At 38.9% G+C, this 15,217-nt stretch carries 14 protein-coding genes; 5 read left to right on the forward strand and 9 right to left on the reverse strand.

Features of this window, described 5'->3' with window-relative positions; genetic code table 11:
* Positions 1-169: 169 nt before the first annotated feature.
* Together BTO21_RS07090 and BTO21_RS07095 are read right to left on the reverse strand one after the other, a co-directional pair.
* Positions 170-376, reverse strand: a complete 207-nt coding sequence (locus BTO21_RS07090) for a hypothetical protein (RefSeq protein WP_045030824.1) — start codon at positions 374-376, stop codon at positions 170-172.
* A gap of 68 nt (positions 377-444) precedes the next feature.
* On the reverse strand, positions 445-762 hold the full coding sequence (locus tag BTO21_RS07095; protein ID WP_045030825.1) for a glutaredoxin domain-containing protein: 318 nt from the start codon (positions 760-762) through the stop codon (positions 445-447).
* Between the two features lie 400 nt (positions 763-1,162).
* Here BTO21_RS07095 and amrA point away from each other — a divergent pair, with 400 nt between their 5' ends.
* Positions 1,163-1,783: an AmmeMemoRadiSam system protein A gene (gene amrA / locus BTO21_RS07100; protein WP_045030826.1), complete on the forward strand. Its 621-nt coding sequence runs from the start codon at positions 1,163-1,165 to the stop codon at positions 1,781-1,783.
* A 118-nt stretch (positions 1,784-1,901) separates the two neighbouring features.
* Here amrA and BTO21_RS07105 read toward each other — a convergent pair whose 3' ends face one another.
* Positions 1,902-3,032: an endonuclease/exonuclease/phosphatase family protein gene (locus BTO21_RS07105; RefSeq protein WP_328282485.1), complete on the reverse strand. Its 1,131-nt coding sequence runs from the start codon at positions 3,030-3,032 to the stop codon at positions 1,902-1,904.
* 97 nt (positions 3,033-3,129) lie between these two features.
* Positions 3,130-3,621, reverse strand: coding sequence for a hypothetical protein (locus BTO21_RS07110; protein ID WP_045030827.1), 492 nt, complete (start codon positions 3,619-3,621; stop codon positions 3,130-3,132).
* A gap of 268 nt (positions 3,622-3,889) precedes the next feature.
* Here BTO21_RS07110 and mobB point away from each other — a divergent pair, with 268 nt between their 5' ends.
* Positions 3,890-4,417, forward strand: a complete 528-nt coding sequence (gene mobB, locus BTO21_RS07115) for a molybdopterin-guanine dinucleotide biosynthesis protein B (RefSeq protein ID WP_045030831.1) — start codon at positions 3,890-3,892, stop codon at positions 4,415-4,417.
* A 109-nt stretch (positions 4,418-4,526) separates the two neighbouring features.
* Here mobB and BTO21_RS07120 read toward each other — a convergent pair whose 3' ends face one another.
* Positions 4,527-5,552, reverse strand: coding sequence for an META domain-containing protein (locus tag BTO21_RS07120; protein ID WP_052672692.1), 1,026 nt, complete (start codon positions 5,550-5,552; stop codon positions 4,527-4,529).
* A 232-nt stretch (positions 5,553-5,784) separates the two neighbouring features.
* Between BTO21_RS07120 and BTO21_RS07125 the strand changes: the two genes are divergently transcribed.
* Positions 5,785-7,119, forward strand: coding sequence for a rhodanese-like domain-containing protein (locus tag BTO21_RS07125; protein WP_045030833.1), 1,335 nt, complete (start codon positions 5,785-5,787; stop codon positions 7,117-7,119).
* A 126-nt stretch (positions 7,120-7,245) separates the two neighbouring features.
* Here BTO21_RS07125 and BTO21_RS07130 read toward each other — a convergent pair whose 3' ends face one another.
* The 3 genes from BTO21_RS07130 to BTO21_RS07140 all read right to left on the reverse strand — a co-directional run bounded on the left by BTO21_RS07130 (position 7,246) and on the right by BTO21_RS07140 (position 9,755).
* Complete coding sequence (locus BTO21_RS07130; protein WP_045030835.1) at positions 7,246-8,154, reverse strand: aldo/keto reductase; 909 nt, start codon at positions 8,152-8,154, stop codon at positions 7,246-7,248.
* A 147-nt stretch (positions 8,155-8,301) separates the two neighbouring features.
* Positions 8,302-9,225 carry a M15 family metallopeptidase gene (locus tag BTO21_RS07135; RefSeq protein ID WP_045030879.1) on the reverse strand — a complete coding sequence of 308 codons (924 nt, stop codon included), beginning with the start codon at positions 9,223-9,225 and terminating at the stop codon, positions 8,302-8,304.
* Between the two features lie 80 nt (positions 9,226-9,305).
* Positions 9,306-9,755 carry an RNA-binding S4 domain-containing protein gene (locus BTO21_RS07140; RefSeq protein WP_105026745.1) on the reverse strand — a complete coding sequence of 150 codons (450 nt, stop codon included), beginning with the start codon at positions 9,753-9,755 and terminating at the stop codon, positions 9,306-9,308.
* A 409-nt stretch (positions 9,756-10,164) separates the two neighbouring features.
* Here BTO21_RS07140 and fusA point away from each other — a divergent pair, with 409 nt between their 5' ends.
* Together fusA and BTO21_RS07150 are read left to right on the forward strand one after the other, a co-directional pair.
* A complete protein-coding gene (fusA, locus tag BTO21_RS07145) occupies positions 10,165-12,252 on the forward strand; it encodes an elongation factor G (RefSeq protein ID WP_045030837.1) in 2,088 nt (695 codons plus the stop codon).
* A 259-nt stretch (positions 12,253-12,511) separates the two neighbouring features.
* On the forward strand, positions 12,512-12,973 hold the full coding sequence (locus BTO21_RS07150; RefSeq protein WP_045030838.1) for a GNAT family N-acetyltransferase: 462 nt from the start codon (positions 12,512-12,514) through the stop codon (positions 12,971-12,973).
* Between the two features lie 55 nt (positions 12,974-13,028).
* Here the strand turns inward: BTO21_RS07150 and torS are convergent.
* Positions 13,029-15,217 (reverse strand): TMAO reductase system sensor histidine kinase/response regulator TorS (gene torS, locus BTO21_RS07155; RefSeq protein WP_105026746.1); only part of this gene is annotated, 2,189 nt, incomplete at its 5' end.

Genomic DNA, 15,217 nt, shown 5'->3' on the forward strand with positions numbered 1-15,217 from the left:
GTCTTTATTTATTCATGTATTTTAAGCGTGAATAAAAACTATTAGCAAGATAAGAAAACCAAAAAAAATGACCTATAATTAATTATTAAGTTTGCAGAAATTAAAATAATTGGTGGTATTTTAATCAAAACAACACCAAAAATAATAGTCTCTCTATCGTAAAAATCGCTTAACTAAATTCAAGAGAGATAAAAGTACAGCCTTTTAAACAACCAATACCCGGCTGTTCACTTTGTTCTGGTGTAATAAGCATTAAAGGTTGTCGGCATTGCTCACAGGCCACTATTTTACCCTGCATAACTTTTTTAATAACAGCATGCTGATCACTAAAAGATTTCTTGGTTTGCTTATTGAGTTGCGAAAAATCTAATTTCATCGTTGGTATCTCTCGTGTTAATACATAAAAAGGGCCATCAGCCCTTTTTAGTTTATATTGCAATGATTTTATAATTCAAAATCATCAAAATCATTTGTATCAGTTTGACGCTCAAGATATGCAACTAAATCATCATGGCCACCAATATAGTGACCCGCTAAAATAATCTGCGGTACTGTGCGTACATTAACATTGGCAACGTGTTGAATAAAATCAGCCATCACTGTTTTAGTTAATTGTTGCCCTAATACTAATGTTGAATACTCTGTACCTTGTTGGTCAAGTAATGCTTTCGCTTTTACACAGTACGGACAATTAGGTTGTGTAATGATTACATTCTTGTATTCCGTTAACTGTTCTATTGTCAAACCTTGATCACTGCTCATAAACTCATCTATCTTCATCAATTAAAAATGGTATTCACGATAAAACAATCTGAGTGATGAGTAAAATTTATAAACAACACAATCGAAAAAAACAGCATAAAAAGCACAAATATTACACACTTTCATCAATTTGGCGGTGCAAACATATGAAAGTTACAAACTGCATAAATTTGACAAACAAGTTAACACTTTTTACTTCAACATATATTGAATAATCATCAAAAATAGATGATATTAATTAGGACAGTGGAATAAGTTATTGCCAGTACAAGGTTTTTTTAATCACTGACTTAATCACTGACAAACATTTTATAAATACCTTTTTTCGACATGCTTGCGTCATTCATTATTCATATACGGACGTATTGATACTTTATATTATTCAAAAAGGAGAGCACTGGTGGATATTTCAGCTGTCACACATCAAACATACAATAAAGGTGAACTCACGCAGCTACTGGATATTGCCCGTGATGCCATTCGAGGTCATTTTTCAGAAAAAGCAATTTCAACTTCGGCACCTAATCTTGATCACTATAATCGTAAAATGTTGCAACCCGCAGCGTGCTTTGTGACATTAGAAGTTAACGGTCAACTACAAGGTTGTATCGGTTCTACAATTGCAACTAAGCCTTTAATATTAGAAATGCATAACAAAGCGATTGGTAGTGCTTATGAAGATCGCCGTTTTATGCCACTTGCAGAAGATCAACTTGATGATTTAAGTATTGAAGTAGAAGTGCTATCACCATTGGTTATACAACCATTTAGTACTGAAGCTGAATTGTTTGAGTATTTATCTCATCATAAGCAAGGGGTGCAACTAACGGATCGACACGTACAAACTGTGGTATTACCAAGCGCTTGGCGTCGAGGGTTATCAACCTTGCAATTTATACAACTGCTCAAACAAAAAGCAGGTTGGTCAGCTAGTTATTGGTCCGACACTATGGTAATTAAAACCTTTACGACCTGCGCACTTAAAGAAAACTTTAATACGATTCGTGGTAAATACTTCTAATACTGCAATCAACCCTACGAGACAAAACAGCATGTTCCCTATCGCTGTTTTGTCAATAAATTAACGTCTCACTATCTAACCAAATCTACCTGTTAATATCTTAATTTTCATGCTGCACTTATACACTATAAGAAGCAATATCAACCCAAACTAATCGATGATCAGATCCTGCTAGTGGCTTCTCTCGCCCTTTATCATCAAGTATTAATTGTCGTAATGGATGACCTTTTTCAGGCCAAAACACACCACTTTTTAATACCGTTAAGTTAGACGATGGCAGAACATAATCTAAACGCATTCCACCTAAATGGGTCCATTCATTACTGCGTCCCTTGCGTCGTTGCCACGGTCTATATTCACTACCACCCATACTTTTTGGCGTTAATGGTCCATGACTGACCTGCTGATTAATTCGAGTATGATTAAGTAATTGTTTAATTGGCGCTTTTAATCCATCACCATCAATCACATCAGCATTAAGATCACCTAATACGATAAATGATTGTTCGCGCTTCAAGCCCCCAGTATTGCCATTATCGTCTTTTAAATACGCGGCATCATCGAGAATATCGCAAATTAATTGAATTTCATCATGATTACGTTTGGCATTTCGACGTTCAGGGCCATCAAAAACAGGCGGGGTTGGATGGCAACATACCAAATTAATCACTTGCTGCTCAAGTTGAATAGGAATAACAAGATGATTCTTAGAAGATAATCGTAATAAATTTACCGCTTCTGCGCTGTAAAAATCACGAGGAATCAATGTATTCGGCAGATTATTCCACAACATATGTTGCCATGAACGGATATTATTGTCTTGGATTGGGTATTTAGATAATAATACAAAACCAAAATTGCCATGAAAATGACCAAACCCCATTCCATCCGCTGGCAATGAAATGATACCGTCATTATTTAAATCTATCCCTGTCAATAAACCGGTATTGGTTGCAGGACATAATCGATACGGATATTCGATAGGATGCTGTTCATATTGAGCAACTGATAAGTAATTATCACAAAAATTAGCTAGTGCACCATCATCGCCCCCTGCTCCAAGATGATCAAATTCACACAGTAATATTACATCAGGAGCAGCATGTTGAATAATGGCGGCTAAACGTCGCAAGCGTGTAATATTCGGGTTAGCGGTTAATGCTAATATTTTTTCTGATTCACAGTCAGACATCGAAATATTAAACATCGCGACACGAAGTGATGGATGACAACTAGACGCAGATTCCACTTAACAATCTCATATACTTATACTTTACATGCGCATATTGTAGTCGGCATTACCCATTCAACCAATAATAAACGTACTCATTACAAATATAATAGCGTTAACGATTACCGACTAAAGCATCCAGTGCTAGACGAATTTGTTTCGCATCATGACTTGCTCGATGTTGAACTGGGCCTTGTCGTTCAAGCGCTAATTGAAAATGCTCTCGCTCAAGACCATTATATTGCTTTAACCAACAACAAATTTCAGTCAACATAAATGAGGGCCGCATATGGGCTGCATGATATAACCTTCCAAGCCAAAACAAATCCCACTCACTATCACAAAAAACCAATTCATACTCACCAAGTACAGTATTAAGGTGCCGACAGACATCAACCACCTGTTTACCATTACTTTCTACTTCATAGCGAGTAATCTTATGAATATGTGACTCAGAAAAATCATCCCAATATACCCAGTCATCACTTGCTGATAACGGATTAATTAACAAGCTATGATCTTTACCATTAGGTAATGAATACCCAACCTCAATAGGATAAGAAAATTCGGAGAGTCCTGATGCTTCAAAATCTAACGTTGCCCACATTACACTCTCCCTGTTAGGAAATATTATATTAGTTACCTGTATCTATGATTTTCACAGCATCTATTAATGATAATAATCTCAATTAGAACTAAATATAGACCGTTACGTTATTATCACAAAATAATACATACACTGTTTTTTATTCAACCAATAAAAATTAAGTATATTTTTAAAAATACCTTATATATCAATAAATACACACTGTAGATAGGTGTTCACTTTGGTAAGGTATATAATAGCAAAAGAATCAATATCAACGGGTCTCATTATGATTACATCTCCTACACCGATACTGGGTTTTGCTGGATTTAGTGGCTCAGGAAAAACGACGCTTCTCGAACAACTGATCCCTCTTCTTAGCCAACATAAGTTACGGATCGGATTACTGAAGCACAGCCATCACGATATTGATCCAGACACTCCAGGAAAGGACAGCTACCGTTTACGTCATGCAGGATGTAGCCAAACGTTGCTAGCAACCCAATCTCGCCATATGCTGTATTTTGAATACCCACAAGCCGAACGCCAAGATCCTGAATTAAATCATTGTTTAAGTCAGTTAAATCATGACCTGTTGGATCTGGTTTTAATTGAAGGCTTTCGTGAGCAGCCATTTCCAAAAATAGAAATTCATCGCCCAAGCTACGGTAAACCATTACTCTATCCGAACGATGATACTATCATTGCATTTGCGAGCGATCAGCCTGCACCTGAGCATTGTGCTTTACCGCCATTAGATTTAAATAACCCTCACGATATTTGCCAATTTATTATTAACTGGCTACGACAAAGTTAATGCGGTAACGATAATACAGTAACGATAATGCGCTAAAAAATACCGCAGCTTAGTTTCCTAAGTCGCGGTATATAAATATGATTTAGAAATAACAGTACTTAACAATGTATTATGATTGCGTTTTTTTCGCTGAAAATATCATTACTCCAGCATGATGATCAAGCTGATAGGTAAGCGCTAATTTTCCTGCAAAATAGGTAAATTGAGTCACTGCTGCTAATTGTTCAAAATAACGTTTCTGCCGATGAGACGCTAAAGAATCATCACATTTTCTTTCTGTGATTGCGGCATGTTGCTCTAATACATCAATCGCTCCTGGTTGTAATAGTGACTTCACAGTAACGGTATAATTATTACAATCAACCATGCCAACAAAATGACCATTGATATAGCGTAAATTAATCTTACTGGCACTCGTTACTGGATCACCATAACGCCAACTTTCTAGCTGCCATTCTGTATTAGCTAAAATCGCGGGTGTTAGTCTAACAATCGGTTGATGGCTGGGTATTTCAACTAACTTATTATGATCTAAACGCCAAATATGACGTGCAACATCTCCGGGACAACAAGCAGGATCATTTTTTCCCGCTTGAATAACATCTAATATTATTTGATGATTTTTAATCACTAATCCTTTCACTCGGACTCTATCACCAACATATTGCGTCGCAACGTTCACCAATTTACCATCTCGATAAGCCATCACTGCAAGATATAAAAATTGACCACTACCACCAGGAGAATAATTTAACAGCACCACAGCCATCGGATCATTATTCGCATTCAATACACCTGTCGCCTTCAAGTCACTTAATAACATCACTTGTGGCATTACATTCCCCCCAGGTTGATAGGGTTCACCAGCCCACAAGCCTTGCTGTAAATGAATCGTACTGCCAATATCATCAATCCCGTGATAATAAGCTTGCTGTAATACTAATAATGAATAATCGTCGGCCTTAGAATCTACAGGCACAGATAGAGGAGGTATTTGAGGACTTAATGTCAGTGGTGATTGTTGATTTTCTTGTGATGAACTTGCATGAGGATCTCGCGTTGTTACCTCTGCTGCCATTAACGTTGTACTATAAATCGTTAATATGCTTATAAATACAGGGATAAAACGCTTCATATATATTCCTTATTAATGTCTCAACACGATATCTCATGGTTCGATCATGCTGTAATATATTTCAGACACAAAAGTCCTATAATAGTTCCTAAATAAAAATGACCCGCATATTTATTTATACTTTTTCAACAAAAAATATCTTATCGATAAATAAAATCCAATTGTATTACCTTTTAAAAACGTTAAAATGCGCGCTTGTTTTTGACTATCACTAAGGTGATTAGGTTTAACCATGCTCATTAAAATAACCGCTATAACTGCACTATTACTAACATCAACGGTTTCATTTGCCAGTCCTGCAACCTCCCTACCAATAGCTACATTTGCGCAATTAGCGCAATTAGCGCAACAGCAATCGCATAAGACTCCGCTGCAAATTATTGATTGTCGTAACAGTAATTTTTATAACGGTTGGCCTGAACCCCAGCAACAACGTGGCGGTCATATTGCAGGCGCAGTCAACATTGATGCAAGCTGGCTAAAAACGTTAGATACATCTGCTTTTAAGACCCTACTTCGTGATAAACACCTTCAATCTACTTTACCGACTTACTTATATTGCTCGGCCGATAAAGCTCAACAATTATCGACCGCTTTACAAGCGCAAGGTTATAAATCGCTAACCACTATCGATCAACCGCTTAATCTCTATCATGGTCAACTCAGTACCTTACCTAATTTTCAACAATTAGTGCCAGCATCATGGCTAAATGAGCTTATTAATGGCAGGCACCCTCGCTATGCACCAAAACATGGCTATAAAGTGGTTGAAGTTGAATGGGGACCACCAGTTAAATATTTACTGGATCATATCCCTGGGGCTTTATACGTTAATACCAATACTATCGAATCAAAACCTTGGTGGAATAAAGTCAGTAATACCGCGTTAGCTAAAGTGATTGCGAATCTTGGTATTCGTTATGACACCACCGTAATATTGTATGCACGTAATAATATGTCTGCCGCCCGTTTTGCCAATTTCTTAATGTATGCCGGCGTTAAAGATGTGCGGCTATTAAATGGCGGCTGGACTGCATGGGATAATGCGGGTTACCCAACTGAACATTTACCAAACTATAATCAACACCCAGTTACGTTTGGAAAGAAAATCCCTGCAAATCCACAATACTTAATAGATACCAATCAAGTTAAAGCATTATTGAAAAAGCCAGTTAATCAACAATCTGTTGTCAGTGTTCGTACATGGCCAGAATATATTGGTGAAACCAGTGGTTATGACTATATAAAGCCTAAAGGTCGTATCGAAGGTGCTAAATGGGGACATGCAGGTTCTGACTCTTACCACATGCAAGATTATCTTAACCCAGATCAAACCATGAAAAGTGGTGCTGAAATTACTGCCCAATGGGCGCAATGGAATATTAAGCCGAATCAAGATGTCGCATTTTTCTGTGGTACGGGATGGCGAGCATCAGAAGCCTTTTTCTTTGCTCATATTCTTGGATGGAAAAACATCAGTGTCTACGATGGTGGTTGGTATCAATGGAGTGCCAATAAAAACAACTCAATAGCAGAAGGAACGGTTGCTCCCGCGAGTGTCCACTAAATAACGAATAAATATTCCATACAATAATGGCAGTGCAATATTCCTCACTTATTAAAGAATATTCCCTGCCATTTTTAATCTTTTAATCTTTTAATCTTTTAATCATCTGACAAGAACAATACCGTTCTATGGCACACCGTGACCTTTTGAAGCAACCCATACTCGGTAAAATTGCTCACGTGATAACGTAAAATCAAGTGCAGCAACCGCTGATCTTACTCGCTCAATATTACCCGACCCTATAATAGAGATAGGATCAGAAGGTAAACGTCGAATCCATGCATAAATAACCTGATCAATACTATCGGCACCTATTTCAGACGCAATATCAGTTAATGTTGCACGTACTCGCTGATGTTGTTCACTGTTGCCAGTAAAAATATCACCACCAGCCAAACATGACCATGCCATCGGATGAATGCGCTTCATTTGTAATTGATCAAGCGTACCATCATGTGCGACGTCAAAATTAAGCGGATTAATTTCAACTTGGTTAGTAACCAGAGGTTGATCAAGACGAGATTGCAATAAATCAAATTGGGCAGGAGAAAAATTCGACACCCCAAAATGATTAACCTTTCCTTGTTGTTTTAACTCAGCAAAAGCAGAAGTAACCTCATCAGCATCCATCAGTAGATCTGGGCGATGAATCAATAACAAATCAATATTATCAACATGTAAGTTTGCCAATGAGTTATTTACAGACTCAACAATATGCTGCTTACTGGTATCGTAATGATTAATGCGTCGTTGAGGGTATTTAGCATTGCACAGGTTAATATCGCATTTAGTCACTATCTGTAATTGCTGGCGTAAACTTGGCTTTAATGCTAATGCTTCACCAAATAAAACTTCACATTGATAGCCACCATAAATATCAGCGTGATCAACCGTGGTGACCCCTAATTCTAGATGTTGCTCTAAAAAAGCTAATCGTTGCTGCGCTGTCATGCCCCATTCAGCTAAACGCCAATAGCCTTGCACTAACTCTGAAAACTGTAATTGCTGTGCAACCATTGTGACTTGATTAACCATCAGACCATCCTTTGTAGAAAGTAATACTAATATTACCTACCATCCTAAGAGCCTTAAATAATAGCCGCAAATGAATTAACTAAAAACAAAGTATGCAGACTAAAAACTATGACTTAGGCTGCAACTTATAAATAATAGTCTGGCTAATTAGCGTTTAACACAAATGTCTGAACGTATCGGCTGCTGGTTAATGGCATTCATTACTTGTTGTGGATTTGCGCTATAAGCGAGATGTAATGACTTTGCTGATAACTTACTTTTTAAGTATTCAGTGTAATCATTAAACTTATAATGCTGATAAGCTGATGGGTACATTCGACTACAGCTGTCATACCACCCCACATAACGTTTAAAAAATAAGGCTGCCTGAGATGGTGTCATCTCACTCATTGTAATCGCCATATCTTTACTCAACTGAAAATGCTGATAATCAATCGGTGAATCCCAAAATCCGCCCCAATATTGAAAACCATTACGAGCAAAAGTATCGATCACTACTTCAGCCATACCTCGACTATCCGGCTTACCAAAACGGTATATAGCACGATTGGCATATTGTGTACCTTGAACTGGACTAAATTTAACATTGCCATTACCACTAAAGGTCACAAATGGGTTTTGTAATGGATTTAAATCTATCGCAGCCCCATAAGCATGTAATGATAAACTGCCAGTACCCGCAACCGGACGGTAATTAAATGCCGATGTATTATTGGCCGTCATTGATTGGACATCATTACCGCCATAAATTTCAATGGGTACTGCTTTATGAATCGGAAAACCTTGTTGATATAAAGCATCAAAAATATTGCCGACATACGGTGCTACCGCATCCATCACGACTAATTGACCATTGGTATGTGCTTTACCCGTAAAATCACGGTAATTAAAGGTGACTTTTTTGAGTCGTTGGCATGATACTGGAGCAGAACTGGACATAACCCCAGCTTTAGTCATTGCTTGACACTCGCTTGTCGATAACGAATTTATTTGTGCAGCATTAACTGAAAACGTAGCGCCACATATAGTACTAAATAAAAGAAAAAGATAACTTGTCGATTTTTGGATCATCATCCTGATACTCACTCATATAAAGCATATATAAAAAAGACGCACTATATGCACGTCTTTTATGTGTTTCTCATCCAAAATTAAAAACTGATAGGCTTGCGCCCTGTTGACATATCTGCGGTTTTATCTGTTTGTGCCGCTTCTTTTTTAGTCACTGATCGATTTTTACTGGTTGTTTGCGCTACTTTATTTTTCTTTGTTTTAGGCGCTGTTGCTTTTTTAGCTACTTTAGGTTTTGCTACTGGCGTTGTTTGCTTCGTTTTTACATCACGTACAACCGTTTCTTGAACAGGCTGGTCACAAATAACCACAAAATACTCACCATTAAACTCTATAACGTCACCATCATAGATTTTACAACGCTTACGTAATTCAATTTCACCATTTACAGCAACATAACCTTCAGAGATAGCATATTTAGCTTCACCGCCTCCACTCACCTGATTGGCAATTTTAAGGACTTTATATAGCTCAATCGGTTGAACAGACACTTCAACTTCCAGTGCTTCTACTTCTATTTCTTCAGACATCTTTTACACTCAAATAATCAAGAGGAACTTTGTTGAATTCTACCTCACTAATAAACATAAAGTGAAACAAATGACAGATTCTAGCTTACTTACTATTTTTAAAGGTCTAATAGCCTAAAAAACGATTTTATTCATTCTTATTGATACTGAATTACCAATGATAATTCAACACTATCACCTTAAAACCTCATAAAAATATCCTTTAATCGACTTACAATAATAATCAATTTCGACTAATCTTGATTTTTATCGTTGTTATTTGCTCGGATCTTCGTCAACAGGTAGAACTCCTAGAGCAAAAAGCAAGCGAATACCTATTTTTATTACACATGGCTATGTTCTGATTAGCACAACTAGTGCTATAATCCGCGACCTCACATGTGACAGTAATTGTTGATAGAGAAAAACAATGACAGATTTATCTAAATACAGAAACATTGGTATTTTCGCGCACGTTGATGCGGGCAAAACCACTACTACAGAGCGTATCCTTAAGCTAACTGGCCAAATCCACAAGATTGGTGAAGTTCATGATGGCGAGTCAACAACTGACTTCATGGAACAAGAAGCTGAGCGCGGAATAACTATCCAGTCAGCAGCAGTAAGCTGTTTCTGGAAAGATCACCGTTTTAACGTTATCGATACTCCTGGACACGTTGACTTCACAGTTGAAGTTTACCGTTCTCTTAAAGTACTTGATGGCGGCATCGGTGTATTCTGTGGTTCTGGTGGTGTTGAACCACAATCAGAAACTAACTGGCGTTATGCGAACGAATCAGAAGTTGCTCGTATTATCTTCGTTAACAAACTAGACCGTATGGGCGCAGATTTCATCCGCGTTACAGATCAAGTTAAGAAGGTACTAGGCGCGACTCCACTAATCATGACACTTCCAATCGGTCGTGAAGATGATTTCGTTGGTGTTGTTGACGTTCTAAACCGTCAAGCATTCGTATGGGATGACTCAGGTCTTCCAGAGAACTTCGAAGTTCTACCTGTACCTGAAGACATGGTTGACGACGTTGAAGCTTACCGTGAAGAAATGATCGAAACTGCTCTTGAGCAAGACGACGATCTTCTAGAAGCTTACATGGAAGGTGTTGAACCTTCTATTGAAGAAATCAAGCGTTGTATCCGTGCTGGTACTCGTACTTGTACTTTCTTCCCAACGTTCTGTGGTTCAGCATTCAAAAACAAGGGTATGCAACTTGTTCTTGATGCGGTAATTGATTACCTACCTTCTCCAACAGAAGTAGACCCACAGCCGTTAACTGATCCAGAAACTGGTGAAGCGACTGGTGAAGTTGCAACAGTATCTGTTGACGAACCATTCAAAGCACTTGCATTCAAAATCATGGATGACCGCTTTGGTGCTCTAACATTCGTTCGTATTTACTCTGGTAAGCTAAACAAGGGTGACACCATCCTTAACTCTGCTACTGGTAAAACTGAGCGTATCGGCCGTATGGTTGAGATGCAAGCGAACGACCGTAACGAACTTACTTCTGCACAAGCTGGTGATATCATCGCTATCGTTGGTATGAAGAACGTTCAAACTGGTCACACTCTTTGTGATGTTAAGCACGAGTGTACTCTTGAGCCAATGATCTTCCCAACTCCAGTAATCTCAATTGCTGTAACGCCTAAAGATAAAGGCGGTTCTGAGAAAATGGGTATCGCGATCGGTAAAATGGTTGCAGAAGATCCATCTTTCCAAGTTGAAACTGACGAAGAAACTGGCGAAACAATCCTTAAAGGTATGGGTGAACTTCACCTAGACATTAAGGTTGATATCCTTAAGCGTACGTACGGCGTAGACCTAATTGTTGGTCAACCTCAAGTTGCTTACCGTGAAACAATCACGAAGCCAGTTGAAGATAGCTACACGCATAAGAAGCAATCTGGTGGTTCTGGTCAGTTCGGTAAGATCGACTACATCATGAAACCAGGCGAAGTAGGTTCAGGCTTTACGTTCACATCATCAGTAATTGGTGGTAACGTTCCTAAAGAATTCTGGCCTGCAATCGAGAAAGGCTTCAAGGGCATGATGAATACTGGTGTTCTAGCTGGTTTCCCTGTTCTTGACGTTGAAATCGAGCTTCTTGATGGTGCATTCCACGCAGTCGATTCATCTGCAGTAGCATTTGAAATCGCAGCGAAAGGCGCATTCCGTCAATCTATGCCTAAAGCTGGTGCGCAACTTCTTGAGCCAATCATGAACGTTGACGTATTTACTCCAGAAGATCACGTTGGTGATGTTATCGGTGACCTTAACCGTCGTCGTGGCATGATCAAAGACCAGATCGCTGGCATAACTGGTTCTCGTATTAAAGCTGACGTACCACTTTCAGAAATGTTTGGTTACATCGGTACTCTACGTACTATGACTTCTGGTCGTGGTCAGTTCTCTATGGAGTTCTCACACTACGCACCGTGTCCTGCTAACGTTTCTGAAAAAGTTATCGCTGAGCAGAAAGAACGTAACGCTAAGAAGTAATTTTTAAATTACTCTAAGTGATAGATTAACCCCGAGGACTTTGTTCTCGGGGTTATTTTTTGGCGGTACTTTTCCACTTATCCTCTTTTAATCACTCGTAACAGTCTTAGCATCTACTTTTAGTTATACCAATATCGTTCACTTCCCCATCCCTGATGATTAACTTACTTCGTTATGTTTACTCACCCGTAGCTAAAAATTACTTGGTTAAATTATTTCTAAGTCGTAAAGTAATATTTTTATTCATGGCAGAGATCATATGAATATCATTATTGATGATTTACAAGGGCACGCAATTCAAGCCTTACTCCAAGCGCACCTAACGGATATGAATGCCACCGCACCAGCAGCCAGTGTTCACGCATTGGATCTCACCGAGCTGCAACATCACAGCGTTACTTTTTGGTCTATCTGGGATCAACACCAACTAGCGGGATGCGGCGCAATAAAATACTTAACGACAACCTCCGCTGAAATAAAATCAATGCGTACTAGTGATAACTTTCGTGCTCAAGGAGTGGCGTCACAATTACTGCAACACATCATTACCCATGCTAAAACCCAAGGCTATCAACAATTGAACTTAGAAACTGGTTCAATGGACTTCTTTGCACCATCACGTGCACTTTACACTAAACATGGGTTTATTGAATGTCCGCCCTTTGCTGATTATCAACCTGATCCTCATAGCACGTTTATGACACTTGATCTGTTGGCATAAAAAAAGAACGCCGCAGCGTTCTTTTTATTATCATGGTAACGATTAATTAATAGTCTTAATCATCAAGGAAAATCGTCGCTAAAGCTGAGACTGAATCATCAAACACTTGCAGTAATGGTTCAACGGCTAAGCCCATAATAGAGCCTTCTTGCGCTGATTTTTCAAACGTTTGACATAATTGATGTAATTGCATTAATCCCATCGTACCAGCCGCACCTTTAAGCGTGTGGGCTTGTTTAGCAACCTCAGGTAAATCATTCTCTGTAATTGCTTGGCGTAACAGAACCAAAGTCTTGCTTGCCGAATCACCAAATAAGTTAATTAACTGCTTCACTTGTGCAGCGCCAAGTACCTGTAAATCACACCCTAATACAGATTCTTTGACAAGCGGTAATAATTCTTCATGCTCAATAGATTGCGGTTTATCTTCACCCGCGCCTTTTTCAATCACCACTCGCTTATCTCCTTTTAGAATGCTGTTCATGGTATCAATGAGTTGTTGTTCAACCAAAGGCTTAGGTAAGAAACCTGCAAACCCTGCGTTTAGATAGATTTCAACTTCTTCTCTAAAGACATGGGCTGAAAAAGCGACCATCGGTGTCGGCTCTTGCCATGCTTGCTTATTGGTACTATCGATACGGCGCAATTGATGCAATAGCGTCACACCATCAGTATCGGGTAAATTGATATCAAGTAACGCTAAATCAAATTGTTCATTTCGATAACACGCTTCGGCTTGTGCCCCATCTTCAGCAATAACCACCGTATGGCCTAGTCGTTTAAGAAATCCTTCTGCAACCATACAGTTCACCGGATTATCCTCAACCAATAGAATATGTGCAGCAGGGACGATAACTTGATTAACATCCGTATTCAATGTCGCCTGTCCTTGCTCAAGAGGTAAAGCAAACCAGAAACAACTGCCAACACCGATAACTGAATCAACGCCTATTTCACCGTCCATCGCAGCGACAATATGTTTACTAATTGCCAACCCAAGCCCAGTACCTTCAATTGATTTACGTCCAGCTTCTGCTTGTTGGAAAGCACTAAACAACAGTGATTGTTCAGTCGTATCGATACCGATCCCAGTATCTTGGACTGAAAATAGTATTTCATCAGGCATATCTGGATACGGCTGAACATTGATAGTCACTTTACCTTTATCGGTAAATTTAATCGCATTACCGACTAAGTTGACTAGCACTTGTCGAATACGACTTTCATCACCCACCCAAATCGCATCAACATTCGGTTCAATATAATATTCAAACCCAATTCGCTTTGCCATGGCTCGACCATGCAGCATATTGAACACATCGACGACCATGCGCTTTAGAGCAAAATCGCTGGCTCTAATATCTAAATGCCCCGCTTCAATTTTAGAGTAATCAAGAATATCGTTGAGAATATCGAGCAGGGTTTCACCACTGCGATTAATCACATCCAAATAACGCTTTTGCTGAGTGCTTAAATGGGTATCAGCCAATAATGATGCCGTCCCTAACACGCCATTCATCGGCGTTCTAATTTCATGACTCATAGTGGCTAAGAACGCGGATTTGGCACGGTTCGCTTTTTCAGCCTCATCACGCGCCTTATAATGATTGTATACTTCTTCATTTAGACGGCTATTAATCCGTTCTAATTCACCAGTTCGTTTTGCAACCAGCCGTTCCAAACTCGCTTTATGCTGTTGGAGTTCTTGACGTATTTTTGCTTGTGCTAAGCGATACCGTTCATTGGCGGTATCACGCGCAACTAGAATAGCCCGTCCCATTTGCGCTAATTCATCATCACCTTCAACGTCCAATTGAATACATAAATCACCGCGAGTCAGTGACAATAACGCGCGACTATAACGGTTAATCCGACAGATAACCTGCAGATACACAATGCGCCACATAATCAATACTAGCGCTAACAAACCAACAGCAGAAATCACAATCAGTGTATTACGCGCAACGGTCAAAGTGTGGTCTACTTGCTTAACCGCCAATTGAGTATTGATATTAGCCGCAGAAATTATTTCATCCACAGTGCTATTTAGTTGCTGAAATAAAACTAAATTTTGTTGATCTAATCGTTGGACATCCTGCTTGGCATAAATTAATTGCTCACTGACGCCAAACAACAGATTACCACGCTCAAGTTTAGCGGTTTGTTTCATTAACTCTTCTGAACGGCTAGGATCTTCAACTGATTTTACGCGGTGGCTAATAATATTAACCGCATTATTAAACT

It is taken from the genome of Photobacterium phosphoreum (assembly GCF_002954725.1).
GTDB lineage: Bacteria > Pseudomonadota > Gammaproteobacteria > Enterobacterales > Vibrionaceae > Photobacterium > Photobacterium phosphoreum.

Bases quoted from the DNA above. Each gene is read 5' to 3' on its own strand.
- BTO21_RS07130 (WP_045030835.1), bottom strand. From the start codon at position 8,154: ATGGTTAATCAAGTCACAATGGTTGCACAGCAATTACAGTTTTCAGAG.
- BTO21_RS07120 (WP_052672692.1), bottom strand. From the start codon at position 5,552: ATGAAGCGTTTTATCCCTGTATTTATAAGCATATTAACGATTTATAGT.
- BTO21_RS07125 (WP_045030833.1), top strand. From the start codon at position 5,785: ATGCTCATTAAAATAACCGCTATAACTGCACTATTACTAACATCAACG.
- BTO21_RS07095 (WP_045030825.1), bottom strand. From the start codon at position 762: ATGAGCAGTGATCAAGGTTTGACAATAGAACAGTTAACGGAATACAAG.
- BTO21_RS07090 (WP_045030824.1), bottom strand. From the start codon at position 376: ATGAAATTAGATTTTTCGCAACTCAATAAGCAAACCAAGAAATCTTTT.
- BTO21_RS07135 (WP_045030879.1), bottom strand. From the start codon at position 9,225: ATGATCCAAAAATCGACAAGTTATCTTTTTCTTTTATTTAGTACTATA.
- BTO21_RS07140 (WP_105026745.1), bottom strand. From the start codon at position 9,755: ATGTCTGAAGAAATAGAAGTAGAAGCACTGGAAGTTGAAGTGTCTGTT.
- fusA (WP_045030837.1), top strand. From the start codon at position 10,165: ATGACAGATTTATCTAAATACAGAAACATTGGTATTTTCGCGCACGTT.
- BTO21_RS07150 (WP_045030838.1), top strand. From the start codon at position 12,512: ATGAATATCATTATTGATGATTTACAAGGGCACGCAATTCAAGCCTTA.
- BTO21_RS07110 (WP_045030827.1), bottom strand. From the start codon at position 3,621: ATGTGGGCAACGTTAGATTTTGAAGCATCAGGACTCTCCGAATTTTCT.
- mobB (WP_045030831.1), top strand. From the start codon at position 3,890: ATGATTACATCTCCTACACCGATACTGGGTTTTGCTGGATTTAGTGGC.